The sequence below is a fragment of the Streptomyces sp. NPDC049627 genome, from assembly GCF_044465645.1.
Taxonomy (GTDB): Bacteria; Actinomycetota; Actinomycetes; order Streptomycetales; family Streptomycetaceae; genus Streptomyces.
Map to the genome: position 1 here is coordinate 433,219 of NZ_JBITLW010000009.1, position 26,305 is coordinate 459,523.

Sequence of the window (26,305 nt, forward strand, 5' to 3'; positions counted from 1 at the left end):
GGGACGGGGGCAACACCGGTGAAGCGCACATCCCGCGACATCCGCACCGCGAACCGCTACGAGGTGCTGCGCCAGATCATCGCGACGTCACCCACCTCCCGGCAGGAGCTGGCGGCCGCCACCGGCCTCAGCCTCGCCACGGTCGCCACCCTCGTGGGCGAGCTGCTCGACCTGCGGATGATCACGGAGGTCGGGTTCGAGGACTCGGCCGGCGGCCGCCCCCGGGGACTCGTGGCCGTCCACGCGTCCGGGGGCGCGCTGATCGGCGTCGACATCGCGGAGACGTACGTCCGGGTCGAGCTCTTCGATCTCGGGCTGAACGTCCTGGCCCGCGCCGACGAGGACATGCGCCCCGGCGAGTCCCGCCCCGAGCAGGTCGTCGGCCATGTCGCCGCGGCCGTCGGCTCGGTGGTGGCGCAGGCCGGGCTGGAGGGCGCGCGGGTGCTCGGCGTCGGGGTGAGTGTGCCGGGGCAGGTCGATCGGGACACGGGCGTCTCCGAGTACGCGCCCAACTGGGACTGGCACGACGTGCCGCTGCTCGACCTGCTCTCCGAGCACATCGCCTACCCGCTGTACATGGACAACCCGTTGCGTGCCAGCGCGGTGGCCGAGCTGTGGTTCGGTGCCGCGCGCGGCAGCGGGGACGCCGTGGTCGTCAACCTCGGGACCGGCGTGGGCGCCGGGCTCGTCCTGGGCGGCGGGCTGCACCGGGGGGTGAGCAACAGCGCCGGGGAGTGGGGCCATACGACGCTCGTGCTGGACGGGCGGCTGTGCCACTGCGGCAACCACGGCTGCGTGGAGACGTACGTCGGCGCCCCCGGAATCATGGTGAACCTGCGGGAGCTGGCCGCCGACAGCACGTTGCTGCACCCGGAGGACCAGACGGCCACGATCGACGCGCTGGCCCGGGGTGTGGCCGCGCACGATCCGGTGGCGGTCAAGGTGGTCCGGGACACGGCCCGCTATCTGGGCGCGGGCATCGCCGACCTGGTGAACCTGTTCAACCCCGAAGTCGTCGTGCTGAGCAGCTGGGTCGCCGCCACCCTCGGCGAACCCCTGCTGCACGAGGTGCGCGAGGCCGTCGCCCGGCATGCGCTCAGGCGCCCGCTGGCGGCCACCCGGATCGTCCTCTCCCCCATCCCCACCGACCCGGTGTGCCTGGGCGCGGCGACGTTCGCGCTCGAAGGGGCGCTGCAGTCCGTGGGACAGAGGGCGGGGGCGAAGCGGGCCGGACCGGCGCGCAGCCGGACGTGATTCCCCTGGCCTGAAGCGGGTTCGCGGCCCGCTGGTGCGGTGGTCCGCGAACCCGTGACGTTCGGCATCCCGAACGTTGCACAACGCTTCGCGCAGACTTCGTCCAACCCCTTGCCGAAGCCTTAGCCGAAGGTTAACGTCCCGCACCGCACCCCTCTTTGAGCCAACTGGCGCTGAGCCGCTTCAGCCACAGGCACAGGGCCGCAAGCCGCACTCGAGACAAGGACGTCAGCATGTCGGCAATGAGCAACAACAACTGGGACCGCCGCACCGTTCTGCGGGCCGCGATGGGTCTGGCCGCCGCGGGCGGGCTTGCCGCGTGCGGCAGCAACACCGGCCGGGGCAGCGGAGGGTCGGGCGACGGTCTCGTCCAGTACTTCCACGCCTACGGCGAGGCGGGCGTCGAGCAGGCCGTCAAGAAGTACGCGAAGGCGTACGACAAGGCCGACGTGACCACCCAGTGGATCACCGGCAACAACTTCGAGCAGAAGCTGTTCGCCGCGCTGCTCACCAAGAACGCGCCGGACGTGTTCGAGTTCCACCCGCAGATCCAGCTCATCAAGAGCGGTCAGGTGGCGGATCTGACCGACATCATCGAGCCGGTCAAGGACGACTTCAACCAGGCCGACATCAAGTCGCACACGGTCGACGGCAAGATATACGGCGTCCGGATGATCGACGACCCGCAGTTCTTCTTCTACCGGCCCTCGATGTTCGAGAAGGCGAAGGTCGAGGTGCCGACCACGCTGGAGGAGCTGATCGAGGCCGCCGCCAAGCTCAAGACCAGCAAGGTCAAGGGCGCCTACCTCGGCAACGACCTCACCCCGGTCCAGCACAACCTGATCTGGTCGGCCGGCGCCGACACCCTCACCGCGGACAACAAGCCCGCCTTCAACACCGACGCCGTCGCCGAAGGCCTGAAGCAGCTGCGTGGCCTGTTCACCAGCGGCGACCTGCTCCTCGACGCCCCCGCCGACTGGTGGGACCCGTCGGCCTTCACCCAGGGCCTGACGGCGATCCAGTGGTGCGGCATGTGGGCCATGCCGGCCATGCAGCAGGCGCTCGGCGACGACATCGGCGTCTTCCCCTTCCCGAAGGTCGGGTCCGCCGGCAAGGAGTCGGTCTACAACGGCGGCTGGTCGATGTTCGTCAACGCCAAGGGCAAGAACGTCGAGAAGGCCAAGGAATACGTCAAGTGGCTGTGGATCGACCAGAAGCAGTACCAGGAGGACTTCGCCACCTCCTACGGCTTCCACATCCCGCCGCGCACCTCGCTCGCCGAGTCCGCCACCAAGCTGAAGTCGGGCCTGCCGGCCGAGGGCGTGAAGCTGTTCAACGAGTTCGGCCACTTCGACAACATCGGCTGGACGCAGGCCATGATCGCCGCGGTCAACGACGTGATGGCGAACTCCGTCCGCAAGGACGGTGACCCCAAGGGCCAGCTGGCCGCCGCTGAGAAGAAGGTCGACGCCGAGCTCAAGAAGCTCTTCGGATAGCCCGCCGGACGGATCTCGACATGTCGACCACCACCACACCCGGGGTCGCCAAGAACCCCGCCCCGGCCAAGGTCTCCAAGGACCGGCCGCGGCGGGGCCTCAGGGCGAGCAGCACCTTCAACTTCTGGCTCTTCACCGGGCCCTTCCTCATCGGCCTGGTGATCTTCGTCTTCGTGCCCATCGGCTGGAGCCTGTATCTCAGCTTCTTCGAGGCACGCTTCACCGTCACGCCGAGCGAGTTCGTCGGCTTCGACAACTACAAGCAGATCCTGACGGACACGGACTTCCGGAACTCCCTGGTCACGTTCACCGTCTTCGCCGCGTTCATCGTGCCGACCACCTGGGCGTTCTCGCTCGGACTGGCGCTCCTGGTGAACCGGCTGCGGTTCATGCGGGCGTTCTTCCGGTCGGTGTTCTTCCTGCCGACCGCGGTCAGCTACGCGGCCGCCGCGCTGATCTGGAAGATGTCCATCTTCAACGGCGTCCGCTTCGGCATGGCCAACACGGTCGTCGGCTGGTTCGGCGTCGACAACATCGCCTGGCTGGGCAACCCGGACCCGCCGTGGTACTGGCTGGTGATCGTGACCGTCCGGCTGTGGCTGCAGTCCGGTTTCTACATGATCCTCTTCCTGGCGGCGCTGCAGAACATCCCGAAGGAGCTGTACGAGGCCGCCTCCATCGACGGTGCCAAGCCGGGCTGGCAGACCTTCCGCCACATCACGCTGCCCCAGCTGCGCGCCACCTCGACCGCGGTGATCCTGCTCCTTCTCGTCGCCGCCTACCAGGCCTTCGACGAGTTCTTCATCCTCCTCAACAAGGCCACCTGGGGCCAGCCACCCCTGGTCGAGCTGTACAAGATGGCCCTGGGCGAGAACCAGAACTACGGCGCGGGCAGCGCGGGTGCGCTGGTCCTGACCGCGCTCATCTGCCTCGTGACCCTGCTCCAGGGCAAGATCATGGGCTTCGGAAGGGGTGACGAGTCCCAGTGACCACCACAGCACCCGACGTCAGGAAGCCGGTGAAGGCCAAGCGCCGCGGCGGCGTCATGGGCAACACCGGTCTGTACATCGCGACCGGCGTGGCCGCCGTCCTCTTCCTCATCCCGTTCTATCTGATCGTCCGCAACGCCTTCATGACGGACCCGGAGATCACGGGCGAGGAATGGAAGTGGTTCCCCACCGACATCCAGTGGGGCAACATCAGCGAGCCGTTCGACGACGTCACGGTCGACTTCGCCCGGTCGTTGTGGAACTCCCTGGTCGTCGCCATCCTGCACACCACGGGCATTCTCCTGATCTGCTCGCTGGCCGGATACGGCCTCGCCCGCATCCCGTACAGGCACGCCAACAAGATCTTCTACGCCGTACTGGCCACCCTGATGGTGCCCACGGCCGTGACCTTCGTGCCGAGCTTCGTGCTCGTCTCGTCGCTCGGCTGGGTGGACACCTACCGCGGTCTCATCATTCCTGGCCTGTTCAGTGGTTTCACCTGCTTCCTGTTCCGGCAGTACTTCCTGGGGTTCCCCAAGGAGCTGGAGGAGGCGGCGCGCGTGGACGGACTCAGCTACTGGGGCGCGTACTGGCGTGTCGTCGTGCCCAACTCGCTGAACTTCTTCGCGGCGATCGCGACGATCACCTTCATCGCGGGCTGGAACGCCTTCCTGTGGCCCCTGGTCATCGGCCAGGACCCCAGCGCGTGGACGGTGCAGGTCGCCCTCTCGTCGTACGCGACGAACCAGACCGTCAACTACCACCTGATCTTCATGGCCACGGCCATCTCCATCCTGCCCCTGTTGTTCGTGTTCCTGTTCCTTCAGCGCTGGCTGGTCCAGGGAATCGCACAGACCGGCATCAAGGGCTGACGCCTTCTTCTCAAGACCTGGAGACCGATGTCTTTCCGCACCACCCCACCCGTCGACTACGTCGAGGACGTCTCCCCCGGCCGCGGGACCCTCCCGCCCCGCGCCTGGTACGCGTCCTCCGACGCGAAGTCCCTGTCCCTGAACGGCAGCTGGCGCTTCCGTCTGTCGGCGACCGCCGACGCCGAGGACGACTCGTTCGCAGCGGAGGGGTACGACACCGGGGACTGGGCCGAGGTCACGGTCCCCGGCCACTGGGTCCTGCAGGGCGACGGCGCGTTCGGTTCGCCCGTCTACACCAACCACCTCTATCCCTTCCCGGTCGATCCACCGCGCGTCCCGACCGAGAACCCGACCGGCGACCACCTGCGGGTCTTCGACCTGCCCGAGGACTGGCCCGCCCCGGACGAGGGCGGCGCCGTCCTGCGCTTCGACGGCGTGGAGTCCTGTGCCAGGGTCTGGCTGAACGGCACGGAACTCGGCGAGTTCAAGGGCTCCCGGCTGCCGCACGAGTTCGCCGTCGGGGAGCTGCTCAAGCCGGCCGGCAACGTGCTCGCCGTCCGCGTGCACCAGTGGTCGGCGGGTTCGTACCTGGAGGACCAGGACCAGTGGTGGCTGCCCGGCATCTTCCGTGACGTCACCCTGCTGCACCGCCCGGCGGACAGTGCGGGCGACTTCTTCGTGCATGCCTCCTACGACCACACCACGGGCGAGGGCACCCTGCGCGTCGACTCCGACGTCGACGGGCGGGTGTCCGTGCCCGCCCTGGACATCGATGTCGCCACCGGCGAGCCGGTGACCGTCCCGGTCGAGCCCTGGTCGGCGGAGACGCCGAAGCTGTACGACGGCGAGCTGATCACCGCGGGTGAGCGTGTGCCGCTGCGCATCGGCTTCCGTACGGTCGCCCTGGAGGACGGCCTGATCAAGGTCAACGGCAAGGCAGTCCTGTTCAAGGGCGTCAACCGGCACGAGTGGCACCCGGAGAAGGGCCGCGCCCTCGACCTTGCGACCATGCGCGAGGACGTGCTGCTGATGAAGCGGCACAACCTCAACGCCGTCCGCACCTCGCACTACCCGCCGCACCCGGCCTTCCTGGACCTGTGCGACGAGTTGGGCCTGTGGGTCATCGACGAGTGCGACCTCGAGACGCACGGCTTCACCGAGCAGGGCTGGCGCGGCAACCCCGTCGACGACGACCGCTGGACCCCGGCTCTGCTGGACCGCGCGGCCCGCATGGTCGAGCGCGACAAGAACCACCCGTCGATCGTGTTCTGGTCCCTCGGCAACGAGGCCGGCACCGGCCGCGGCCTGACCGCGATGGCCGAGTGGATCCACGGCCGGGACCCCGAGCGGCTCGTGCACTACGAAGGCGACTGGAACTGCCGCGACACGGACGTGTACTCGCGGATGTACGCCTTCCACGACGAGGTGGAGAAGATCGGGCAGCAGCTCGACGGCGGCACCCACAAGCGGCGCGAACTCCCCTTCATCCAGTGCGAGTACGGGCACGCCATGGGCAACGGCCCCGGCGGACTCGCCGACTACCAGGAGCTGTTCGAGAAGTACGGCCGGCTCCAGGGCGGCTTCATCTGGGAGTGGATCGACCACGGCATCAAGCACCCCGAGCTGGGCTACGCCTACGGCGGTGACTTCGGCGAGGAGCTGCACGACGGCAACTTCGTCTGCGACGGGCTGATCTTCCCGGACCGGCGGCCCTCCCCCGGGCTCGTCGAGTACAAGAAGGTCATCGAGCCGGTCCGCATCGAGGGCGACGGCGCCGACGGCACCGTACGGGTGACGAACAAGTACGACTTCGCCGATCTCTCGGGCCTCGCCTTCGAGTGGGCGTACCAGGTGGACGGCGAGACGGCCGAGGCGGGCGCCCTACCGGTGCCGGACCTCGCGCCCGGCGAGTCGACGGACGTCAAGCTGCCCGAGCCGCCCGCGCACGAGCCGAGCGGCGAGACGCAGTGGACGGTGCGGGCGCTGCTCGCGGCCGACACGGCGTGGGCACCGAAGGGTCACGTCGTCGCCTGGGGCCAGGTCCCGGTGCACGCACGGCAGTTGCCGGCCGTGAGCGCCACGGACCGTCCCACCGAGAGCGATCGCCTGATCACCCTCGGCCCGGCCTCCTTCGACGCCCGCACCGGCGCCCTGAGGACCATCGGAGGCGTCGAGGTGACCGCGCCGCGCCTGGACGTGTGGCGGGCGCTGACGGACAACGACGAGGGCGCGGAATGGCAGACGGACACCCGCTACGGGATGCTCTGGCGCAAGTACGGCCTGCACCGCATGCGCCACCGCCTCGACGCCGTCGAGCTGGGCGACGACGCCCTGACGGTACGGGCCCGGGTGGCGCCCGCCGCCTGGGAGTTCGGTCTCACCACCGTGTACCGCTGGACCTCCGACGGCGAGCGGCTGAAGCTGACCGTGTCCGTGACGCCGGACGGCGACTGGCCGGTGCCGCTGCCCCGGCTCGGCATCCGGTTCGGGCTTGCGCAGGCGGACCGGGTGAAGTGGTTCGGCGGCGGTCCCGGTGAGGCGTACCCGGACACCCGGCTGGCGTCGATGACCGGCCGCTGGCAGGCGACCGTGGACGAGCTGCAGACGCCGTACGTCCGCCCGCAGGAGAACGGCGCCCGTGCCGACGTCCGCTGGGTGGAGCTCGGCGGGCTGCGGATCGAGGGCGACCCGGAGTTCTGGTTCAGCGCGCGGCGCTGGACCAACGAGCAGCTGGACGCCGCCGCGCACCTCACCGACCTCACACCGGGCGACACGGTCTGGGTCAACCTCGACCACGGCCAGCACGGCATCGGCTCGCAGTCCTGCGGTCCGGGGCCGCTGCCGCGGTACTACCTGCGGGCCGAGCCCACGGAGTTCTCGTTCGTGTTCTCGACCGCCGGGTAAGAAGACCATTAATCGATTGACCGATTGATCGACATTCCGACAGGGTCGGGACGTCGCCTGCGGCCGGTCGGCACTCCCGCCGACCGGCCGCGACTTGTCTGACCAGGCAAAGGAGTTGATGCCTCTTGGATGGCAGCATCGAGGTTCGCGGCCTGTCCCGGACCTTCCACACCACCGTCCGCCGGCCCGGCCTCGCCGGCGCACTGCGCTCTCTGGTCAATCCGGAACGGGTCGCCAAACACGCCGTCTCCGACGTGACCTTCTCCGTCGCCCCCGGGGAACTCCTCGCCCTGCTCGGTCCGAACGGCGCCGGCAAGTCCACCACCATCAAGATGCTCACCGGCATCCTCACGCCCACCTCCGGCGAGGCCCGGGTCGCGGGCGTGGTGCCGTACGAGGAGCGCGAGCGCAACGCCCGCAACATCGGCGCGGTGTTCGGGCAGCGCACCCAGCTGTGGTGGGACCTGCCCGTGCGCGAGTCGTTCGCGATCCTGCGGGACATCTACGAGGTGCCGAAGGCCGAACACGCGGCCCGCCTCAAGGAGTTCGACGACCTCCTCGACCTCTCCTCCTTCTGGGACACCCGCGTCCGCCATCTCTCCCTCGGCCAGCGCGTCCGCTCCGACCTGGCCGCCGCCCTGCTGCACGACCCGCCGGTCGTCTTCCTCGACGAGCCGACCATCGGCATGGACGTGGTCGTCAAGGAACAGGTGCGGGAGTTCCTGCGCAACCAGGTGGAGCAGCGCGGCCGTACGGTCCTGCTGACCACGCACGACATGACCGAGGTCGAGCGGCTCGCCGAGCGCGTCGTGCTGATCAACCACGGGCGGCTGATGCTCGACGGCACCCTGGACGAGATCCGCCGCAAGTTCGGCTCGACCTGGCAGGTGCGGGCGACGCTCGCCGACCCGCACACCGACGTCGTACCGCCGCCGGGCACCGCGGTGCTGCGGCACGACGGCCCCCGTGTCGTCTTCGGGCCCGACGGGCCCGACGCCCCGACCGTGCACCAGGCGCTGAAGGCGGTCATCGAGCGGTTCGAGGTCATCGACATAGGCATCGACGAGGCGGACCTGGAAGACGTGATGAGGGCCGCCTACGCCCAGGCGGGCACCGCCGCGGAAGGGGCCTGACATGGCGGTCCTGCACGCCTGGCGCGCGGCCCGCGTCACCCCGCTCGGTGAGCTGTACGCCCCGCCCCGCATGACCGCCGTCCTGCTCCGGCTGACCGTACAGGTGGTGCTGGTGTGGTCCTTGTGGCGCGGCCTGTACGCGCAGAGCGGCACCACCGCCGGACTGGACCGGGACCAGGCGGTGACGTACGCCGTGCTCGCCGTACTGGCCTCCCGGCTGCGGGAGCTGGACCAGCACACGGGCCGGGACATGGTGCTGCAGCACATGCACTTCGGCACCATCGTCTACTGGTACCTGCGCCCCCTGCCGCCGCAGCGCTACTACGCCCTGCGCGCCCTCGGCGAACAGCTCTACGGGCTGGCGTGGGCGCTGGGCGGCTACGCGGTCTGTCTGGCCGTGGGACTCGTGGAGCCCCCCGCGTCCGCCGCCGCGGCGGGGGTGTTCGTGCTGAGCATGCTGCTCGGCCAGTGGGTTCTGTACTACGTCATGCTCGTCCTGGACCAGCTGTGCTTCTTCACGCTCCGCAACAACGCCGCGATGCTGATCCTGCTCTTCGCGCAGAACCTGCTGGCGGGCGTGTACGCGCCGCTGTGGTTCTTCCCGGACTGGTTCATCACGCTGAGCGCCTTCCTGCCCTTCCAGGCGACGCTGAGCGTGCCGCTGTCGCTGTACGTGGGCCGGATTCCCTTGTCGGACGCGGCGTTCCAACTGGCCGTACAGGCCGGCTGGGTGGTGGCGCTGGCGCTGTTCACCCGGTGGGTGTGGCGGCAGGCCGCGCGGCGCGTGATCTCGCAGGGAGGCTGAGATGTCGCTGAAGGCTCTGCGCATCGTGTGGCGCATCACCGCCCTCAACTTCCGTGCCCAGCTGGAGTACCGCACCGAGTTCCTGATGATGGTCGCGATCGGCGCGGTCTGGCAGGTGTCGGTGATCGTGTTCGCGACGGTGCTGCTGACCCGGTTCACCGGGATGGGCGGCTGGGACAGCACGGACGTGCTGCTCATCCCGGCCATGCGGATGCTGGCCCACGGGCTGTTCGTGCTGTTCCTGGGGCGCATGCACTGGGCGGGCCGGCAGATCCAGGAAGGCAGGATCGACACCTATCTGCTGCGCCCCATGCCGGTCCACCGCCAGGTCCAGCTGCACTTCTTCCCGACCAACGCCATCGGTGACCTGACGGTCGCGGTCGGTCTGATGGTGGGCGCGCTGTCGCGCAGTCACCTCGACTGGACGGCGGGCCGGATCTCGTACCTGGTCGCGGCCGTGCTCGGCGGGATGCTTCTGGAGGCGGCCCTGTTCACGGTCGTGGCGTCGGCGGCGCTGCGGTTCCCGGCCGCCGACTACTGGGGCCGCTGGCTGGAGGAACTCCTCGGCACCTTCGGCAGCTACCCGCTGAACGTGCTGCCCAAGGCGGTGGGCGGCTTCCTCACGTACGGTCTCCCGCTCGCGTTCGTCGCGTACTTCCCGGCGGCGGTGCTGACCGGTCACGGCCACGACACCATCGTCCCGTACTGGCTGGCGGCGGCCTCCCCGCTGCTGGGCGTGCTGGCGTATCTGGCGGCGCGGCTGCTGTGGCGGTGGAGCCTGCGGCACTACACCGGCGTCAACGGTTGACGCGGACGGCACGTTTCCTCAGGCCCCTTCTCCGGCCGGCAGCCCTGGATGCCGGCCGGAGAAGGGGGGTTACCGCAGATGGCTGAGGGTGGTCACGGACAGCTGATCCGGGTGTCCCCGGCGTCCGTCGTGCAGGTGTCCGTGCCGACCCCGCCGTTGGCGGTGTCGTTGCCGGAGACGTTGTCGACGGTGTTGAGGACGTCGTTGCCGTAGTTGCCGATCAGGTTGTCGTTGCCGGGGCCGCCGTTGAGCGTGTCGTTGTTGAGGCCTCCGTCGATGCGGTCGTTGCCGAAGTTGCCGTACGCGGTGTCGTTCCCGGAACCGGCGTTGATCGAGTCGTCGCCGCCGAGGCCGCAGATGACGTCGGTGCCGCTGGTGCCGGTCAGGGTGTCGTTGCCGCTGGTGCCGATGCGGGTGCAGCCGCGGGAGTTGTTGACCGTGGTGGGCGACGTCGTGGTGTTGTTGGCGGTGTCCGGGTCGGTCTGGTCGGCGCTCACGGTGGCCCGGTCGGTGAGGGTTCCGGTGGCCCTGGGTTCGACGACGACCGTCACGGTGGTGCGGGCGCCGGCGGCGAGCGTGCCGAGGGCGCAGGTCGCGCCGGTGGCGGAGGTGCTGCAGGTGCCCTGACCCGGGGTGGCCGAGATGACCGTGGCGGCGGGGCCGGTGACCGTGTCGGTGAGGCCGATACCGGTGGCCGAGGTCGTGGTGCTGTTGTTGGCGACCGTCACGGTGTACGTGGCGCGGTCGCCGATGCTGACCGTGCCCGTGCCGGTCTTGCTGACCGACAGGTCGACGCCGGCGGGCGGCGGCGGAGGCGGGGTGCCCGCGCCGCCGAGATAGCGGGCCAGGGCGCGCAGGCCGGCCGTGTTGTAACCGAAGGCGACGGTCTTGCCGTCGGTCTGGAGGGCGAGGCTCCGCAGGATGTCGCTGCCGCCGAAGTCGGTGGTGGTGAGGCCGTTCGTGCCGAATCCGGTGTCGAGCGTGCCGTCGGCGTTGAAGCGGGCGAGCAGGAAGTCGCCGGCCGACCCTGCCCCGCCGGCGACGATCCGGTCGTCGGGCTGGACCACGAGGTCGGTCACACCGGATGTGCCGCCGAAGTCCGCGGTGGCGACACCACCGGTGCCGAAGCCGGTGTCGCGGCTGCCGTCGAGGTTGTAGCGCACGAGCGTGAAGCGGTCCGCGCTCTGCCCGCCGAGGACGATCTTGCCGGTCGACTGCACGGCCACGGCCTGGCCCCAGTTGTACCCGCCGAGGTCCGTGGTGACCTTGCCGTCGCCGCTGAAGCTGGTGTCCGGGCTTCCGTCGGGGTTGTAGCGCGCCACGGCGAAGTCGAAGGAGGTCTCACCGGCGTAGCCGGCCATGACGATCTTCCCGTTGGACTGGAGAGCCATGTCCTGCGCGGTCGCGCCGCCGCCTCCCGTCTCGGAGAACGAGGTCATGACCACGCCGTCACCGCCGCCGAAGGCGCTGTCCGGGCTCCCGTCGGGCAGGTACCGCACGACCGCGAACCACCCGCCGGCATAGGCTCCGCCGACGATCTTCCCGTCGGGCTGCACCGCCACGCCGACCGCTTCCTCGGCCCCGCCGGCCAGACCGGGGCTGACCCAGCCGTCGCCGCCCCCGAAGGAGGTGTCGACGCTGCCGTCGGAGTTGTAGCGGGCCACCGTGAACCAGCAGCAGCCCGCGAACTCGTCGTCGGTCTCCTGGTGACGGCCGACCACGACGATCTTCCCGTCGGACTGGACCGCCACCCCCTGGGCCACGTCCTCCCCGCCCTCGAAGTCGGTGAGCACCTCGCCGTCGCCGCCGCCGAAGGACGTGTCGACGCTGCCGTCGGAGTTGTGCCGCGTCAGGGCGAACTCGGAGTCGAGGTTGGCCGGGTCCTGCTCCCAGCCGACCGAGACGATCCTGCCGTCGGGCTGGACGGCCACGTCCTCGCCCTCGGCGTAGCTGGAGGTGGTGATCGTGACCCGTCCGCCGGTGCCGAACGTGGTGTCCAGGTCACCGGGTGCGGCGTACGCGCCGTGCGGCACGGCGACGACGAACGCCAGTGCCGCGGCCAGGGCGGACGCGGCACGTAGGGATCCCCGTAGGGAAGCAATGATGGACATACCGTCAGAGTCCCGTTGAACTGGCGGTACTTGGGGGCGGCTGGCCAGCGGATCGGCTCACTGGGCCGCACAGCTCCACCCTGCGGGGTGACCGCTCCGACGATATGAAAGCCCCAGGTCTCAGGGGCGGTGACCGGACCGCCGTATCGGTGTGAAGAGCGCGGCGACCGCGATCAGGACGCAGCATCCGCCCGCGAGCAGGGCCACCGGGGCGGTGCCGTGCTGTTCCGCGGCCCAGGTGAGGACGGCAGCGCCGACCGGGGCCGCCGCGTACTGCAAGGTCCAGAAAGCGGACGTGACCCGGCCCAGCAAGGGTTCCGGAGTCACCTCCTGGCGCAGCGACATGGAACAGGTGCCCGCCATGCCGGCGCAGGCCAGAAAGCATGCGCTCAGGGCGGCGACGACGGGTACGTCCCGCGCCCAGCCGAGCCCGGCGAAGGACAGCCCGCACATCGCCACCGCGCCGGTCCAGGTCGGCCCGAAGCCGAGCCGGCGACGGGCCCGTGCCACCAGCAGGGCGCCGGTGATGGTGCCGAGCGCGCCGACGGCCATGACGGTGCCGACCGTGCCGTCGTCGTGGCCGAGGTCGTGCTTGAGGTGGTAGATGACCAGGTCGTTCAGGCCGAGGGTGAGAAAGCTGAAGACGAACAGCAAGGCCGTCAGAGCGCGCAGCACCGGGTGACCGAGGAGAAAGGCGATCCCGGCGCGCAGGTCCCGCCACAGTCCCGCACGCTCACCGGACGTCGGTGCCCGTCCCTTCAGCCGTACGTAGGACAGGCAGGCGGCGGAGACACCGAAGCTGGCCGCGTCCACGCCGACGGCCGTGGCGGGGCCGGTCCAGGCGGCGACCAGGCCGGCGCACAGCGGGCCCAGCACGCCGGCCGCGGCGGCGGTCGCGTTCAGCCGGCCGTTGGCCTCGGTGAGCCGGTCGGTGCCGACCAGCCCGCGCACGACGGTGACGTAGCCGACGGCGAACAGCATGCCGACGGCCTCGCACAGCGGCAGGACCGCGTAGAGCAGCCAGATCTGCGGCCCGAACAGCCAGACCAGCGGGACGAGTCCGTACAGGACCATGCGGACGAGGTCGCAGCCGATGAGCAGTCTGCGCCGGTCGACGCGGTCCACGACGGCCCCGGCGAACACCGCGGCGACGACCGAGGCGGCCCCGCCGACCGCCGTCAGCAGGCCCATGCGGGCGAGCGAGCCCGTCGTCTGCAGCACGAGCAGCGGCAGGGCGATCAGGGCGAAGGAGTCGCCGAGGACGGAGAGGGTCTGCGCGGCCCAGAAGACCCCGAAGTCCCGTTGCCGCCAGAGCGGGCGAGCGGGGCCGGCCGGGGGTGCGGGAGCCGAGTCGCTGCCGGATTCGCCCTCGCGCTGGGCCTCGTAGGTCATCCGTCCCCCGTCGACTCGGCACCGGGACGTGAGGTGGGTCCCCGGCAACCTTACGAGCGCCTGCGGCAACCCGGGAACACCGCACCCCCGGACGCCTCAGCCGCCACGGCCTGCGCGCAACCCGCTCAGTGGTCCGCGCAGCACGGCGTCGGGTCCGGCACCTCGAAGGGAACGAGTGTGCCGGCCACGGCGGGCATCGCGGTGAGGACGAGTTCGCCGTTCTGCCACTGCGGGCGTACGTGGTCGGCCGTCATCAGGCGGGTGTCCGGCGCGGGCCGGTCGGGCCCGCCCAGGACGGTCACGCGGTCGATCGCCGAGCGGGCGAGCAGGTCCGCGACCGTCAGGGTGCCGGTCAGGGCCGAGACGCCCGGGTAGATCACCGCCCGGCCCAGCGCGTCCGGCGCCCCGTGCGACACCTCGTACTTCCGGGCGGTGAGCCGCTCCTGGGCGGTACGCAGGAGCGGCTCGGACGGGAAGGTCAGGGAGAGAACCACGCGTGGGCGCTCTCCCCGCACCAGATGGGTGCAGCCGAACGCGCCCTCGGGAAGGGCGAGTTCGGCCGCCAGCGTGTGGAGCAGGTGGTCGGCCGCGCGGAGGTCCCTGATGTCCGCGTCCACCGTCAGGACGTACGGCGTCATGCGGGCAGGACCCACACCGGGTTGGAGTAGAACCACAGGTCGCGCCAGGGGTCGGCGTCGCCGACGACGTCGATGGCCGGGCCGGCCGGGTCGACGGCGGCGCCCATCGGGCCGACGGCGCCGCGGTTGCCGTCGGTGCCGCGCAGGCGGACGTAGAGGGGGTGGTCGACCTTGCCGAGGTGGTAGGTGAGGCGGACCGTGCCGGTCGACCTGTTCACCTCGTAGGACTTGACCACCTTCGCGGTCGGCGCGGTGAAGGTGTCCTTGTCCGCGACCGGGCCGGTGACATCACCCTGGATGACGTCGACGCGGGCCAGCTTCGGGACGAAGCCGGCCCAGTTGGGGCCGCCGGCCATCGCCACGTCGACCGTCAGCGTGACGTCGGTGCCCTTCCTGACGTGCAGCGCGCCGCCGAGCGTGGCCCAGCGGCGGCCGCCGCTCACCCGGACGTCGAGGGCGCTGATCAGCTGTCCGTGGTCGACCCAGATGCGGCCCGCCCGGATGCCGTCCATGACCGCGGCGTAGGAGAAGCCGTCGGCGCCGACGTGCGTACGGCTGTACTGGCCGGGCCAGTAGTCGCCCTCGGTGAGGTCGATCCGGCCGCTGTAGACGGGGTCGGTGTGCTTGCCGTTGGCCGGGTAGTCGCTGTCCGGGCCGCCGCGCTTCGCGGTGTCCGTGTAGACGTTGTGGGAGTCGGAGTTGGCGGTGATCCACCAGGGCTTGCCCTCGGCGAGGAGGCTGTCCCACAGGCCGCCGACGGTGGCGGTCATCCAGTCGAAGCCGCCCCAGGTGCGGTAGCTCTCCAGGGGGTAACCGGCGAAGGAGTTGGCGCCCGGGCTGCCGTCGTAGAGACCGCGGGCGCGGCCCATGCCGACGGACTTCTCGATGCCGGCGGCCTGGTGGCCGGGCGCCCCCTCCATGCCGACGGCTATCCGATGGCGCGCGGACGTGGCGTCGCGCCAGGCGCGGATCTCGTGCGGCGAGTCGATGCCCTTGCGCGCCGGGTGGTTGGCGAGCATCAGGATGTCCTTGACCCTTCGTCGCCTCACCTGCTCCGCGAGGAAGTCGAGGCCCGCGATGGCGAGGGCCTCGTTGGCGGGCGTCGAGTCGGTCGCCTTCTGCACGCCGCCGTCGTAGTCGGTCTCGAACTGCTTGAGGACGGAGACCTCGTTCTTGCCGGGGTGGACGAAGACCGTGCCGTGTTCGGCGGCCGGGATGTTCCACTCCAGGCCCTGGAAGACGAGTGTGTCGTCGTACGCGTCCCGGGCCTGCCTGATGTCCGGGTTGACCTTCTCCACACCGATCCTGGCGTGCGTCTCGTTGCCGTGGTCGGTGATGACCAGCCAGTCCATGCCGTGCCTGGCGCCCTGGCGGACCTGGTCGACGACGCGGTACTTGCCGTCGTTGCTGTACTGGGTGTGGATGTGGTGGTCGCCGGCCAGCCACAGGAAGCCGTTCGTCCTACGGCCCCCCGAGGCACCGCCGGTCGCGGAGGCGGCGGCCGGGGTCGAGGCGAGGACGCCCGTGGCGGTCAGCCCGGCGCCGAGCAGCCCCGCGCGACGCAGCAGCGTCCGGCGCGACTGCTGTTCGGGGGTCAGGGCCTCGTCGGGGACGGAGGTGTCGAAGGCGGCGGGCAGGGCGCCGGTTGCCGCCGTGTCGTGCGCGTGATCGTGGTCGTGGTCGTGCCCGTGGTGGTGATGACCGTGCGCGTGCCCGTGTCCCATGTACGCCTCCCCTTGCCGCTGCCTTCTGCGGCGCTTCTGCTTCGCCTGTGGAGGATCAAGGCGAAACATGAACGTTGAACCATCGGCGGGTGGCCGCCGGGTTCCCCGGACACGGCGGAACGCCACGCCTCTCACTGTTTCCCCAACGGCCCTTGTACGTCACCCTGGTTGACACGGAACCTGAACAGCGCTCACCTTCAGTGCGCACCGCCTTGCCCCTCTCTCACCCCCGGAGACACCCCCACCATGAGAAGGCTCCTCGGCGCCCTCGCCGCCGCCACCCTGGCCCTCACCGGCCTCACCGCCACCGCGCCACCCGCCGCGGCCGCCACCACCGGCTCCTTCAACGTCCTCACCTACAACGTCGCGGGACTCCCGGAGGGCCTGAGCTCCGGTCACCCCGAGAAGAACACCCCGCTGATCTCCCCGCGGCTCGGGGCGTACGACATCGTCAACGTGCAGGAGGACTTCAACTACCACGCGGCCCTGTACGCGGGCGACAACCACCCGTACCGCACCGCGACCAGCGGCGGTGTCCCCTTCGGAGACGGCCTCAACACCCTCTCGGACCACCCCTTCGAGGACTTCGAGCGGGTGAAGTGGAACAAGTGCACCGGCACCAACTGCCTCACCCCGAAGGGCTTCTCGCTGGCGCGGGTACGGCTCGCCGAGGGTGCCTTCGTGGACCTCTACAACGTGCACACCAACGCGGACGACACCGACGACGCGCTCGCCGCCCGGCGGGCCAACATCGAGCAGCTGTCGGACTTCATCCAGGCCAACTCGGCAGGCAACGCGGTCATCGTCATGGGCGACACCAACACGCGGTACACGCGCAGCGGCGACAACATCCGCACCCTCGCCGACAGGAACGGACTGACGGACGCCTGGGTACAGCTGGTGAAGGGCGGCACCCGCCCGACGCAGGGCGCGGACCCGCTGCTGTGCCCCACCACGGCGCCGCCGAACGGCTGTGAGGTCGTCGACAAGGTCCTCTACCGCGGCAGCAAGCTCCTGTCCCTCGACGCCACCCGCTACAACAACGAGTGGGCGTCGTTCCTCGACTCGTCCGGCGGCAACCTGTCCGACCACTTCCCGCACGCGGTCGACTTCTCCTACACCCTCAACTCCTCCCTGCGGGCGAGCGACTTCTTCGGCGGCCCGCACGGCACCGCCTTCAACGACGCCGACGACCTCCCGGCGTCGCCGTCCCCGCGCACCCTGACCCTGCGCGGCGCCTCCCGCCTCGACGCGGTGTCCCTGACCCACGACGGCGGCACGACCCTCACCCACGGCGGTACGGGCGGCACGGCGACGTCCCTGACCCTGGCCCCGGGCGAACACCTCACCACCGTCAAGCTGACGCAGGGACAGAAGGACGGCCGTACGCGGATCTTCTCGGCCGCGTTCACGACGGACAAGGGCCGCACCCTGGCCTCCGGCGCGGCGGCCCCGGACACGAAGACCTTCACGGCGCCGTCGGGCTGGCAGATCGTCGGCTTCACGGGACGGTCCGGAGACGAGATCGACAAGCTCGGGGTGCTGTACGCCCCGATCGGCTGACCCCCACAGCCGTTCCCGGACGGGTGGCCTGATTGCCTAGGATGCCTCCTGGAGGCCCTAGGCCAGGTTTCGTATCCGGAGGTCACCCGCCCCATGGCCCGCGCAGGACTCACCGCCGACCGGCTCGCCGCGGCCGCCGCCGAGCTCGCCGACGAGGTCGGGTTCGAGAACGTCAGCCTGTCCGCGCTGGCCCGGCACTTCGGAGTGAAGGACGCGAGCCTGTACTCGCACGTGCGCAACCTTCAGGACCTGCGGACGCGGGTCGCGCTGCTGGCCGGTGGCGAGATGATCGACCGGATCGCCGCGGCGGTCGCGGGCCGGGCCGGCAAGGACGCCCTGGTCGCCTTCGCGGACGCCTACCGGGAGTACGCGCTTCAGCACCCGGGCCGGTACGCGGCGACCCAGATGCGGGTCGACCAGGCCCTGGTGGCCGACTCCGCGGCGATGCGCCGCACCGCCGAGATCACCTACGGGATGCTCCGCGCCTACGGCCTCGAAGAGCCCGACCTCACCGACGCCGTCCGCCTGCTGCGCAGCACCTTCCACGGCTACTGCGCCCTGGAGTCCACCGGCGCGTTCGGGGCGCCACGGGCGGTACAGGAGTCCTGGGCGCGCGCCATCGACGCCCTGCATGTGGCGCTCGCGCACTGGCCGCGGAACGAGCAGGTCCGGCAGCCACCCCAGTTGTCACCCTGACCACTTAGACTGGAAGCTTCGCGGAGGTCACACACCGCCGCCACGGGGGAGGGAGCGCGTCTTGTCCCAACAGCAGCTCGGACGCGGCCCCTTGAGCTCCCGTCAGCCCGGCCCCCCACCACCCGCTCCCGATGAGGAACCCCCGGACGGCTCGCCCCCGGCGCGTTTCGTCGGCTGGCTCGGCGGCCTCGGGTGCGCGGCCGCCGGGTACGGCGTGTTCCAGTTCCTGTTCAGTGTGCTGCCCGACTCCCTCGACGGTTCGGCCGCCCGGTATCTGATCTCCGGGGTCAGCGGACTCGGCACCTCCGTCGCGGCCTGGCTGGCGGCGGCACTGCTGCGGGCCCGGACGGCAGCGGCTGCCGCACCGGCCGCCGACCCCGCGCAGGCCGGCGCCGTCGGAACCGCAGCCATGGCACCGGACGCGCCCGGCCCGCTCCCCCGAGTCTTCGCCTCCGCCTACGACACCCTCGTCGACCAGGTGTCCGTCGTGGACGACCCGCAGCGCGGGCGGCTCACCGGCTGGCCGCACTCCCTCGGCGAGGACTCACCGTCCCGGCCCACCCCCGTCGGCACGGCGTACGGCCTGCACATCATGCTCGACCTCGGCATGCCCGACGGACGGCTGAGCACCGGCGACCTGGTGGACACGCTGTGGCGGCTGCGGCTCCCGGACGGCGGCTGGTCGGCACGGTCCCAGGGGTCCGAGGCCCGTCCGGAGGTCACCGCGCTGGTGCTGGGCGCGCTGGCCCGGGCGGGTACGTCCGCGGACCGGCTGGCCGCCGAGGTGGACCGCTGCGCGAGTGGCTTCACGCGCCAACTCGACCGTGCCGGACGGGAGTCGACCCACGTGGTGACGACCGTGCTGCGCGGTCTGCTGCGGGCCGCGCCCCGCTCCGAGGTCCTGCCCCTGCTGCGCGAGGCCCTCGCGGACGGCGCGATCGGCGACCCGCGCCGCGACCATCTGCGCTGCTGGGGCTACCGCCTGCAGCCGCCCTACGGCAGACCGTCGCCGCTGCACACCGCGCAGGCCGTCGTCGCCCTGGACCGGGCCGCACGGGTCCTGGGCGAGGACGGCGACGCGCGCGCCACCCGGGCCCGGACGGCCCGCGAGGACGGCATCCGCTGGCTGCTCTCCTGCCCGGACGCGCCGCACGACACCTGCCCGGACCTGGAGAACCTCCACGAGGAGGTGCGCCGGCCCCGCACGGACGACCCCTCCCACCACGAGGTGCTGAACGTACGGCACTTCACCGCCTCCTGGCTGGTCCGTGCCCTGCTCACGCCGGGCGCCCTGGAGCTCGCCCGCGCCGACGGGCTGGAGGACGAGTGGCGGGTACGGCTGGACGGGGCCGTCGCCGCGGTGTGGGCGGGGCAGACGGACGGCATCTGGTTCTGGCGGCTGGGCGGCAGCGCCGAGCAGCGTCGCCCGATGTGGATGACCTATCAGGGACTGTCGGCGCTGCGCGCGCATGCCGTATGGATGTACCAGCCGGGTGGCTGAACTCGACGGTCCGGGTGGATGAACTCGAAGGCGGGGAGCGGTTGTTGGAGGGCGAGTGCATGGGCGGCCGGCAGATCGTGGCGGCGCGGCGGCTGCTGACCGGGACGCTGGACGGTGACCTGCCCGAGCATGAACTGGCGGCCGCCGCCCGCTCGGTGGTCGCCGAACTCGGGTCCCCCGGCCGGCTGCGCGAGCTGATCGCCGATCTCGCCCGCGGCGCGGGAGATCCGGAGGGCTGTGCCCGCCTTTCGTACCGTCATGTCCTCGGCTTCGACAAGCTGCTGCTGATCGACGGCGGACCGCGGCACATGCTGCGCGCACACGTGTGGCATCCCGGGGCGGGCGCGATCGGCGAGGAGGACATCCACAACCACCGTTCGGCGCTGGCCTCTTATGTGGTCCAGGGCCGGTTGTCCATGGAGTTGTACGAGGTCGGCGCCGACGGCGACGGTATCGCGGCGGACCGTTACGAGGAGTCGCTCGCCGAGCGGTCGGCGGACTGGGTGCTGAAGCCGACCGGTCCCGCCCGGTTACGGCTGACGCATCTCGGGCAGTACGCGGCGGGCAGCTCGTACGCCCTGCCCGCGCACACCCTGCACCGGGCCTGGTGCGACACGGACGCGCCCACGGTGACGCTGTTCCTGGAGACGGGCGCCGGACGGCGGCGCCACACCGATGTGTTCACGGCGGCGGGCCCGCATCCGGGGGCGGTGGCGAAGGTGCCGCTGGAGGTGCGGGACTATCTGGCGGCGTTGAGCGATCTGGCGGAACGGCTCAGGGCCTTGTGACGGGGGGCTTCGTCACGGCTGGCGGCACCCCGCCGCCCGGTGGCTCGGTGCGCAGGGCGGCGGGGTGGGCGCGGGTTACGGGAGTTTCACGAAGGGCGCCAGGAAGGCGCGGGCGCCCGGGGTGTCCAGGCGGTACGTCACGTTCGTCGCGTAGCACGGGGTGTCGCCGGTGATCGTGGTGGCGGCCAGGACGTTCCTGCCGCCGATCACCGCGAAGTTGGGGCCGCCCGAGTCGCCGTAGCAGGCACCGCCGTTGCCCTGCGGCGCGGTCATCGCCAGGCGTACCCAGGAGTCGTTGAGGGCGTCGAAGGTGACGGGCGCCTTCATCCGGACGCCACCGCCGGGGTGGGTCTGGCCACCGGGCCCGTTGACGGCCTCCTGGGTGCCGTATCCGGCGACGAACCAGTCGGTGGCGTTCAGGCCCTGGGGGCCGAGCGCGCCGAGCTGGTTCGCGGTGGGCAGGGTGGCCGGGGTGAAGGTCCAGCGGGCCTTGACCTTCGTCGCGGGCAGTTCGATCACCGAGATGTCGTGGGTGTCGGAGGCGGGCCCGGGGTAGTCGGGGTGGCTGTGGGCGGTGCCCTGGACGGCGACGGCCCTCGCCTGGGCGGCCGGGTCGCCGGGATACTTCTTGGCGGCGGCGTCGAGGCCGGCCTGCACGTCCTGGTCCAGCGACACGTAGAACTTCACGTTGTCGGGCCAGTCGGTGGTGCAGTGCGCGGCGGTCAGGAAGGTGTCCGCGTCGACCATGGTGCCGGAGCAGACCCAGTCGACCCGGTCCGGGGTCGCGGGATCGCCGTCGTTGTCCCAGGTGGCCACGAGCGCGCCGACCTCGGTGCGTTCGGGGGCGGGCGTCGCGTTGTACGAGTTGATGGCCGAGGACGGCAGCGCCGTGGCGAGCACGGCCGCACAGGCCGCCGCGGTGACGGCGGTGGCGCGTATCGCTGACAAAAGAACAGACCCTTCTGCAGGTGAGCTTGGGTGTTCTCCTGTGGGGGTGCGCCCAGTGAAACGCCTGGTGGCGGCCGCGACAAGAGGGGGCCCTGTGCTGAAGGGTTTTCCCTGTGTGTGCGGCGCCTTCGGGTCCGGGTTCAGGACTCGGTGAAGGCCTGGCGCACGATGTCGAGGTTGTACGCGTCGATCTCCACGCAGGTCAGCTCGGACCGGCCGAGCCACCGGGCGTCCTGATCCGGCTCGGGGAGGGTGATGCTCTCGGACAACGGCCTGACCAGGAAGTTCTCCTGCCAGTTCTTGATCTCGTGCCCCCGGTAGACACTGACGAAGGACGACTCGCCGACCTTGCGGACGACCTCGCCGAGCAGCCCGGTCTCTTCCTTCAGCTCGCGCAGGGCCCCGTCCTCAGGACTCTCCTCCGGCTCCAGCTTCCCGCAGGGAACGCCCCACACCCGCGGCAGGAACCGCTCCTTCTCGCTGCGGCGCACCAGAAGCACCCGCTGCTGATCGTCCATCACGACGGCGGCCGCCAGTCGCCTGTCGCCGGGGATGTCCATGGCCATGGTTCCTCGGTCCCTCGCCGGTGATGAGTCCAAAGGGTTTGATACCCGCGAAAGTGTCAACGGTAACAGGAACCCGCGGTCCGTCGCTGTGAGTCGGGTCGCCCCGCGGCCGTCACCGGCGGCTGAGCGCGTCCACTTCGCCGTACGACGGTGTGGGGCCCCGGGGAGCCCGGCCCGCCCTGATCTCCGCGACCGCCTCCAGGGCCGCGCCCAGCGCCCGCCGGTACGGCAGCGAACCGAGGCTCACGCGGAGCACGCCGAGGTCGGCGAGGTGGGGGAGGCTGGGGCCGGACGGCGAGTAGAGCACGTTGAGCGGTACGTCGAGGTGCTGGACCAGCGCGGCGATGTCCCCGGGGGCGGTGAGTCCGGGGACGAACACGCCGTCGGCGCCCGCCTGCCGGTAGGCGTCGATCCGGGCCGTCGTCTCCTCGCGGTCGCCGTCGCCCAGCCAGTAGGTGTCCGTCCGGGCATTGACGAAGAGGCCCGGGGCCGCCGCCTTGACCGCTGCGATCTTCGCGGCGTGCAGGCCGACGGGCCCCAGCCGGTCCTCCAGATTGATGCCGACGGCTCCGACCGCCGCGAGTTCCCGGGCGAACTCGCCCACCTCGTCCGGGTCCTCGCTGTAGCCGTCCTCCGCGTCGACGGAGAGCAGGTAGGGCTCCGAGCCGAGCATGAGGGCGAGCCGTAGCGTCTCGTCGCGGGTGGCCGCGGTCCCGTCGGGCAGGCCGGCGGCCGCGGCGACACCGAGACTCGTCGTGCCGATCGCGCGGAAACCCTGGGCCGCGAGGGCGGTGGCGGAGGCGTGGTCCCAGGCGTTGGGGAGGAGGAGGGGCTGGTCGGTGTGGTGCAGTTCGGTGAAGGGGCTCTCGGTCACACCGGCACGGTACGGCCGGGTCGCTTCGGTGCCGGCCGAAGTGTGCGGACCGAATTGTTCCGGTCGAAGTGTGCCGGCCGAAGTGTGCGGGCCGGTCACATGGGGCGGACCAGGGCCGCGACCAAAGCGGCGACCCCGCCCTGCACCGCGGACAGAACGGCGTCCTTCGCACCACCGGCGACAGCCCTGGCGAGTGCCTGGAACCGGCCCGGCTGAGCGTTGACGGCGGCCACGACCGCACCGGGGTCGGTCACGCTGCCATCCGCGGCGACCAGGCCGTTGCGTGTCAACTCGGCCACGAAGGAGCGAAGTTCGGCGACTGCGGCTTCCACTTCGGCACGGGACGGTCCGCCCGACTGCGTCACCGTCATGTTGTTGTGGTCGCCGACCTGCTTGTTCTGGTTCCCGTACACGAAGTCCGACATTGCGGCGTCCTCTCGAGGTACTCAGGTGTACATGCGATTTCCGCTTCCGACCTGCTTGCGCTGGTCACCCATCACGACATCCCCGTGCACTTGTACGGATGTCGCCTGGTCGGGCGGGTTCTCGATGGCTCCGACGATGACATTTCTGATGCGGTGGATCTCCGCGTAATCCGAGCCGGACAGCGCGGTGTATTGCGTGCCCGCCGTCTCGATCACCAGGGCGTAGTGGCGGCGCCTGATGAAGAGCCGGTAGAGGAGCACGACGAGCCAGTAGGCCACCACCACTCCCGCCACAGCGGAAAGAAGGGTGGCGAACCGACGCGCCATTTCCTCGATATCGGGATCGACGCCCGACGGGAGCCGCGGCGGAACCAGCACGGCCGCACCGACGACCACCCCGACGACGACCACGATGGCGGAGATCTGCCGCAGCGGATAGAGCGTCGCGTACTTGCCGCCCCACCTGACCCGCAGCGTCTGCACCCGGGAGATATTGGCCAGTGGATAGACCTCATGCCCGATCTGGACGACCCGCTTGCTGATGACGATGTGACCGACCCGCTCTTTCGCCATATCCGCACTCACTTTCCCGTGCGTATGCCGGCGAACGCACAAGGCCACCCACGCCTGTTGCTGGGCAGCATGAAGTTCCCCCGTCTACTGGAACAGCCGCCGGCGCACTCGACCGGCTGCTGCCCGGAATTCGATGGGCAGCAGTGTGCTCCCCTGATATCGGGCCAACAAGCCTTTTGGAAAAGGTCGGTGAGGGAGGGGCGCCAGGGGTGAAAAACGATTCCTGTATGTGATGCGCGGGCGTTGCCCGGCCGTCGCCTTCCTCAGGAACCGCGCCTCCCGATCAGCTCGGCCATCCCGTGCACGACCTCTGCGGGCAGCGCCGGATTCCGGGCGGCCCTCTCGGCGGTGGCCGGGTCGCGCAGCAGCCGGGCCAGGATCCGGACCGGCAGCCGGGGATGCCTGGTGGCGGCACTGCGCACGTCGTCGTGCGGGTCCTCGGTCAGCCGTGCCGCTGCCGCCGCCGACAGGCGCGGGTCGGTGGCGGCCCGGTGGCGCACCTCGCTGCTCGGGTCCCGGCTGAGCCGCTCCACCAGCTCGGGCGTGGACTCGGGGTCGTCCAGGGCGAGCCGGCGCATGCGCGGGTTCGGGTCGCCGGTGTGACGCAGCAGGTCCCGGCGGGGGAAGTTCGGGTGGCTGCGCGGCCGGTCGGGGCTGCTCAGGCTGCCGTCCCACCACTGCCACACCCGCATGAGCATGTCGGCGGGAGCGTCGTCGCAGGACTCGGCGAGGAAGAGCTGGACGACGCGGTCCTCATCCCGGGCGAGGCGGGCCACGACGTCCGGCGGCAGATGCCGGGCGCGGGCCACGCTTCTGCGGACCAGGGGGTGGGAGGAGACGGCGAGCCGACGCATGGCGTCGTGGTCGTCGTGGAGCGCGACGACCCAGTCGAGCTCGCGGTAGTGGATGCGGGGGTTGAAATCGATACGGATGCCCGCGCGTTGATCCTCCGTGAGGTCGGCGCGCTTGGACACCTCGAAGCGCACGCCGTCGTCGGGGTCGTCGCCGAGGAGGGCGACGAGGTCCGTGTCGAGGCGGGGGTTGCGGGCGAGGGCGCGTCGCTCGTCGAGCTCCCCGTGACCTGCCAGGTGTGCGGCGAGGTTCCGCTCCAGCCGGCAGCTCTCCAGCGCACGGGACTTGTGGTCCAGGCGCTCGTAGACCGAGCGGGGCATCGGGTGCTCACGGTGATGGAGCAGCAGGGCCGCCGTCCGCACCTTGCCGTCGGCGTCGGTCAGCAGCGCCTGGCGTGCCGGGGCGTCGAGATCCGGCCAGGCGGCGTGGCAGGCCGCGTACCGCACCCCGCTGTCGGGGTCGGCGGCCAGTGCGACCGCCGCGGAGACGGGCAGGCCCGTCAGGTGAGCGGCCTCGGCGCGGATGCGCGGGGACACGTCGGCGGCGAGCCGGCGGCAGGTGTCCTCGTCGAGGTCGGCCCGGCGTTCCGCGGCCAGCAGGGTGAAGATCCAGCGGCGGTGCTCGTCGTCCTGCTCGCCCAGGATCAGGCGGGTCCATTGTTCGCGGGTGATGTCCGGCTGGTACTCCGCCGCCATCGCCCGCAGTTTCCAGTCCGGGTGGGACAGCATCGCGTCAACGACCGGCGAAGGCAGAGGGCGGTACAGGGCGTGTCGGGACCTCTCCAGCAGCACAGGAAGCAGGTCCTGCGGGAGGGCCGGGTTGAGCGAGAGGCCGAGCACCCAGGCGTTCAGCAGCTTCTCCGTGGGCCGCGGCCCCTCGAACAGCGCCTTCCAGGCGGCCGTCTGTTCCTCGGGTGTCTCGTCGGCAGCCGCCCTCGCGGCCTCCTCCTGTCGCTCCCGCAGCCGGTCGACGGCGACGAGCCAGACCTCGTACTCCTCCGTCGTGGCCCCCACCAGGACGTCGCCGGCCGGCGACAGCGTGACGAACTCCGGCTGTCCGGGCCGCTCCCCCAGCACTCCGGCGAGGTCCCAGCCGTCGGTGAGCCGGACCCTGAACCAGCGCCCGGTGCGGTTGCCGGAGAAGTCGATGAGGAACGCCCCGTCCTCGTCGAAGATCCCCGCCGCACTGGCCAGCCGGTGCCACTGGGCGTTGACCTCGGTGACGAGGTCGGCCCGGTCCGCCGCCACGGCCACCGTCGGCCGGGTCTCCCACGCGACGACACGGCGCCGTGCGACGGCAGGCGGCGGCACCTCCTCGACCCGTCGGTCCCCCACGACGTCCAGCCCGGCCCGCCCCAGCAGTGCGATCAGCTCGTCTCTCCCACCCATGATCC

At 70.9% G+C, this 26,305-nt stretch carries 22 protein-coding genes; 12 read left to right on the forward strand and 10 right to left on the reverse strand.

The features are described from left to right. The first annotated feature begins 18 nt into the window (after positions 1-18). The 8 genes from ACIBU0_RS26230 (at position 19) to ACIBU0_RS26265 (ending at position 10,261) form a co-directional block, all read left to right on the forward strand. Positions 19-1,254, forward strand: coding sequence for an ROK family transcriptional regulator (locus ACIBU0_RS26230; RefSeq protein WP_398822619.1), 1,236 nt, complete (start codon positions 19-21; stop codon positions 1,252-1,254). A gap of 233 nt (positions 1,255-1,487) precedes the next feature. Beyond that, a complete protein-coding gene (locus ACIBU0_RS26235) occupies positions 1,488-2,750 on the forward strand; it encodes an ABC transporter substrate-binding protein (RefSeq protein ID WP_398822622.1) in 1,263 nt (420 codons plus the stop codon). A gap of 20 nt (positions 2,751-2,770) precedes the next feature. Then, positions 2,771-3,739 carry a carbohydrate ABC transporter permease gene (locus tag ACIBU0_RS26240; protein ID WP_398822625.1) on the forward strand — a complete coding sequence of 323 codons (969 nt, stop codon included), beginning with the start codon at positions 2,771-2,773 and terminating at the stop codon, positions 3,737-3,739. Next, a complete protein-coding gene (locus ACIBU0_RS26245; RefSeq protein WP_398822628.1) occupies positions 3,736-4,611 on the forward strand; it encodes a carbohydrate ABC transporter permease in 876 nt (291 codons plus the stop codon). The genes ACIBU0_RS26240 and ACIBU0_RS26245 overlap by 4 nt, the downstream gene beginning before the upstream one ends. 27 nt (positions 4,612-4,638) lie before the next feature. After that, positions 4,639-7,515: a glycoside hydrolase family 2 TIM barrel-domain containing protein gene (locus ACIBU0_RS26250; protein WP_398822631.1), complete on the forward strand. Its 2,877-nt coding sequence runs from the start codon at positions 4,639-4,641 to the stop codon at positions 7,513-7,515. Positions 7,516-7,640: 125 nt separating this feature from the next. Then, on the forward strand, positions 7,641-8,648 hold the full coding sequence (locus ACIBU0_RS26255) for an ATP-binding cassette domain-containing protein (RefSeq protein ID WP_398822634.1): 1,008 nt from the start codon (positions 7,641-7,643) through the stop codon (positions 8,646-8,648). A 1-nt stretch (position 8,649) separates the two neighbouring features. Continuing rightward, positions 8,650-9,453 carry an ABC transporter permease gene (locus tag ACIBU0_RS26260; protein WP_398822637.1) on the forward strand — a complete coding sequence of 268 codons (804 nt, stop codon included), beginning with the start codon at positions 8,650-8,652 and terminating at the stop codon, positions 9,451-9,453. Position 9,454: 1 nt separating this feature from the next. Further along, complete coding sequence (locus tag ACIBU0_RS26265) at positions 9,455-10,261, forward strand: ABC transporter permease (RefSeq protein WP_398822639.1); 807 nt, start codon at positions 9,455-9,457, stop codon at positions 10,259-10,261. Between the two features lie 92 nt (positions 10,262-10,353). Here the strand turns inward: ACIBU0_RS26265 and ACIBU0_RS26270 are convergent, their stop codons facing one another. From ACIBU0_RS26270 to ACIBU0_RS26285, 4 genes are all read right to left on the reverse strand, one after another. Next, the gene (locus ACIBU0_RS26270; protein WP_398822642.1) at positions 10,354-12,372 is read right to left on the reverse strand and encodes a calcium-binding protein; all 2,019 of its coding nucleotides are present in this window, start codon (positions 12,370-12,372) and stop codon (positions 10,354-10,356) included. 120 nt (positions 12,373-12,492) lie between these two features. Further along, positions 12,493-13,764 carry an MFS transporter gene (locus tag ACIBU0_RS26275; protein ID WP_398822645.1) on the reverse strand — a complete coding sequence of 424 codons (1,272 nt, stop codon included), beginning with the start codon at positions 13,762-13,764 and terminating at the stop codon, positions 12,493-12,495. 125 nt (positions 13,765-13,889) lie between these two features. Further along, positions 13,890-14,402 (reverse strand): hypothetical protein, encoded by a 513-nt coding sequence (locus ACIBU0_RS26280; protein ID WP_398822648.1) that lies wholly within the window; start codon positions 14,400-14,402, stop codon positions 13,890-13,892. Continuing rightward, positions 14,399-16,126 (reverse strand): PHP domain-containing protein, encoded by a 1,728-nt coding sequence (locus ACIBU0_RS26285; protein WP_398822651.1) that lies wholly within the window; start codon positions 16,124-16,126, stop codon positions 14,399-14,401. The genes ACIBU0_RS26280 and ACIBU0_RS26285 overlap by 4 nt, the downstream gene beginning before the upstream one ends. Positions 16,127-16,372: 246 nt before the next feature. Here ACIBU0_RS26285 and ACIBU0_RS26290 point away from each other — a divergent pair, with 246 nt between their 5' ends. The 4 genes from ACIBU0_RS26290 (at position 16,373) to ACIBU0_RS26305 (ending at position 20,674) form a co-directional block, all read left to right on the forward strand. Continuing rightward, positions 16,373-17,689 carry a jacalin-like lectin gene (locus ACIBU0_RS26290; RefSeq protein ID WP_398822654.1) on the forward strand — a complete coding sequence of 439 codons (1,317 nt, stop codon included), beginning with the start codon at positions 16,373-16,375 and terminating at the stop codon, positions 17,687-17,689. A 93-nt stretch (positions 17,690-17,782) separates the two neighbouring features. Next, positions 17,783-18,385: a TetR-like C-terminal domain-containing protein gene (locus ACIBU0_RS26295; RefSeq protein WP_398822657.1), complete on the forward strand. Its 603-nt coding sequence runs from the start codon at positions 17,783-17,785 to the stop codon at positions 18,383-18,385. A gap of 61 nt (positions 18,386-18,446) precedes the next feature. Beyond that, a complete protein-coding gene (locus tag ACIBU0_RS26300; protein WP_398822660.1) occupies positions 18,447-19,886 on the forward strand; it encodes a hypothetical protein in 1,440 nt (479 codons plus the stop codon). A 59-nt stretch (positions 19,887-19,945) separates the two neighbouring features. After that, positions 19,946-20,674 (forward strand): hypothetical protein, encoded by a 729-nt coding sequence (locus ACIBU0_RS26305; protein ID WP_398822803.1) that lies wholly within the window; start codon positions 19,946-19,948, stop codon positions 20,672-20,674. Positions 20,675-20,749: 75 nt separating this feature from the next. Here the strand turns inward: ACIBU0_RS26305 and ACIBU0_RS26310 are convergent, their stop codons facing one another. The 6 genes from ACIBU0_RS26310 to ACIBU0_RS26335 all read right to left on the reverse strand — a co-directional run bounded on the left by ACIBU0_RS26310 (position 20,750) and on the right by ACIBU0_RS26335 (position 26,300). Beyond that, complete coding sequence (locus ACIBU0_RS26310; RefSeq protein WP_398822663.1) at positions 20,750-21,622, reverse strand: trypsin-like serine protease; 873 nt, start codon at positions 21,620-21,622, stop codon at positions 20,750-20,752. Between the two features lie 140 nt (positions 21,623-21,762). Next, positions 21,763-22,188, reverse strand: a complete 426-nt coding sequence (locus tag ACIBU0_RS26315) for an NUDIX hydrolase (RefSeq protein WP_398822666.1) — start codon at positions 22,186-22,188, stop codon at positions 21,763-21,765. A 112-nt stretch (positions 22,189-22,300) separates the two neighbouring features. Continuing rightward, a complete protein-coding gene (locus ACIBU0_RS26320; protein WP_398822669.1) occupies positions 22,301-23,062 on the reverse strand; it encodes an isocitrate lyase/phosphoenolpyruvate mutase family protein in 762 nt (253 codons plus the stop codon). A 95-nt stretch (positions 23,063-23,157) separates the two neighbouring features. Then, positions 23,158-23,487, reverse strand: coding sequence for a hypothetical protein (locus ACIBU0_RS26325; protein WP_398822672.1), 330 nt, complete (start codon positions 23,485-23,487; stop codon positions 23,158-23,160). 21 nt (positions 23,488-23,508) lie between these two features. Beyond that, positions 23,509-24,072: a DUF6232 family protein gene (locus ACIBU0_RS26330; RefSeq protein WP_398822675.1), complete on the reverse strand. Its 564-nt coding sequence runs from the start codon at positions 24,070-24,072 to the stop codon at positions 23,509-23,511. 251 nt (positions 24,073-24,323) lie between these two features. After that, positions 24,324-26,300 carry a PE-PGRS family protein gene (locus tag ACIBU0_RS26335; RefSeq protein WP_398822678.1) on the reverse strand — a complete coding sequence of 659 codons (1,977 nt, stop codon included), beginning with the start codon at positions 26,298-26,300 and terminating at the stop codon, positions 24,324-24,326. Between the last annotated feature and the right edge of the window lie 5 nt (positions 26,301-26,305).

Excerpts from the sequence above, each read along its gene's own strand:
- ACIBU0_RS26235 (WP_398822622.1), top strand. The coding sequence starts at position 1,488 with ATGTCGGCAATGAGCAACAACAACTGGGACCGCCGCACCGTTCTGCGG.
- ACIBU0_RS26240 (WP_398822625.1), top strand. The coding sequence starts at position 2,771 with ATGTCGACCACCACCACACCCGGGGTCGCCAAGAACCCCGCCCCGGCC.
- ACIBU0_RS26250 (WP_398822631.1), top strand. The coding sequence starts at position 4,639 with ATGTCTTTCCGCACCACCCCACCCGTCGACTACGTCGAGGACGTCTCC.
- ACIBU0_RS26260 (WP_398822637.1), top strand. The coding sequence starts at position 8,650 with ATGGCGGTCCTGCACGCCTGGCGCGCGGCCCGCGTCACCCCGCTCGGT.
- ACIBU0_RS26265 (WP_398822639.1), top strand. The coding sequence starts at position 9,455 with ATGTCGCTGAAGGCTCTGCGCATCGTGTGGCGCATCACCGCCCTCAAC.
- ACIBU0_RS26270 (WP_398822642.1), bottom strand. The coding sequence starts at position 12,372 with ATGTCCATCATTGCTTCCCTACGGGGATCCCTACGTGCCGCGTCCGCC.
- ACIBU0_RS26275 (WP_398822645.1), bottom strand. The coding sequence starts at position 13,764 with ATGACCTACGAGGCCCAGCGCGAGGGCGAATCCGGCAGCGACTCGGCT.
- ACIBU0_RS26280 (WP_398822648.1), bottom strand. The coding sequence starts at position 14,402 with ATGACGCCGTACGTCCTGACGGTGGACGCGGACATCAGGGACCTCCGC.
- ACIBU0_RS26285 (WP_398822651.1), bottom strand. The coding sequence starts at position 16,126 with ATGGGACACGGGCACGCGCACGGTCATCACCACCACGGGCACGACCAC.
- ACIBU0_RS26290 (WP_398822654.1), top strand. The coding sequence starts at position 16,373 with ATGAGAAGGCTCCTCGGCGCCCTCGCCGCCGCCACCCTGGCCCTCACC.
- ACIBU0_RS26295 (WP_398822657.1), top strand. The coding sequence starts at position 17,783 with ATGGCCCGCGCAGGACTCACCGCCGACCGGCTCGCCGCGGCCGCCGCC.
- ACIBU0_RS26305 (WP_398822803.1), top strand. The coding sequence starts at position 19,946 with ATGGGCGGCCGGCAGATCGTGGCGGCGCGGCGGCTGCTGACCGGGACG.
- ACIBU0_RS26315 (WP_398822666.1), bottom strand. The coding sequence starts at position 22,188 with ATGGCCATGGACATCCCCGGCGACAGGCGACTGGCGGCCGCCGTCGTG.
- ACIBU0_RS26325 (WP_398822672.1), bottom strand. The coding sequence starts at position 23,487 with ATGTCGGACTTCGTGTACGGGAACCAGAACAAGCAGGTCGGCGACCAC.
- ACIBU0_RS26335 (WP_398822678.1), bottom strand. The coding sequence starts at position 26,300 with ATGGGTGGGAGAGACGAGCTGATCGCACTGCTGGGGCGGGCCGGGCTG.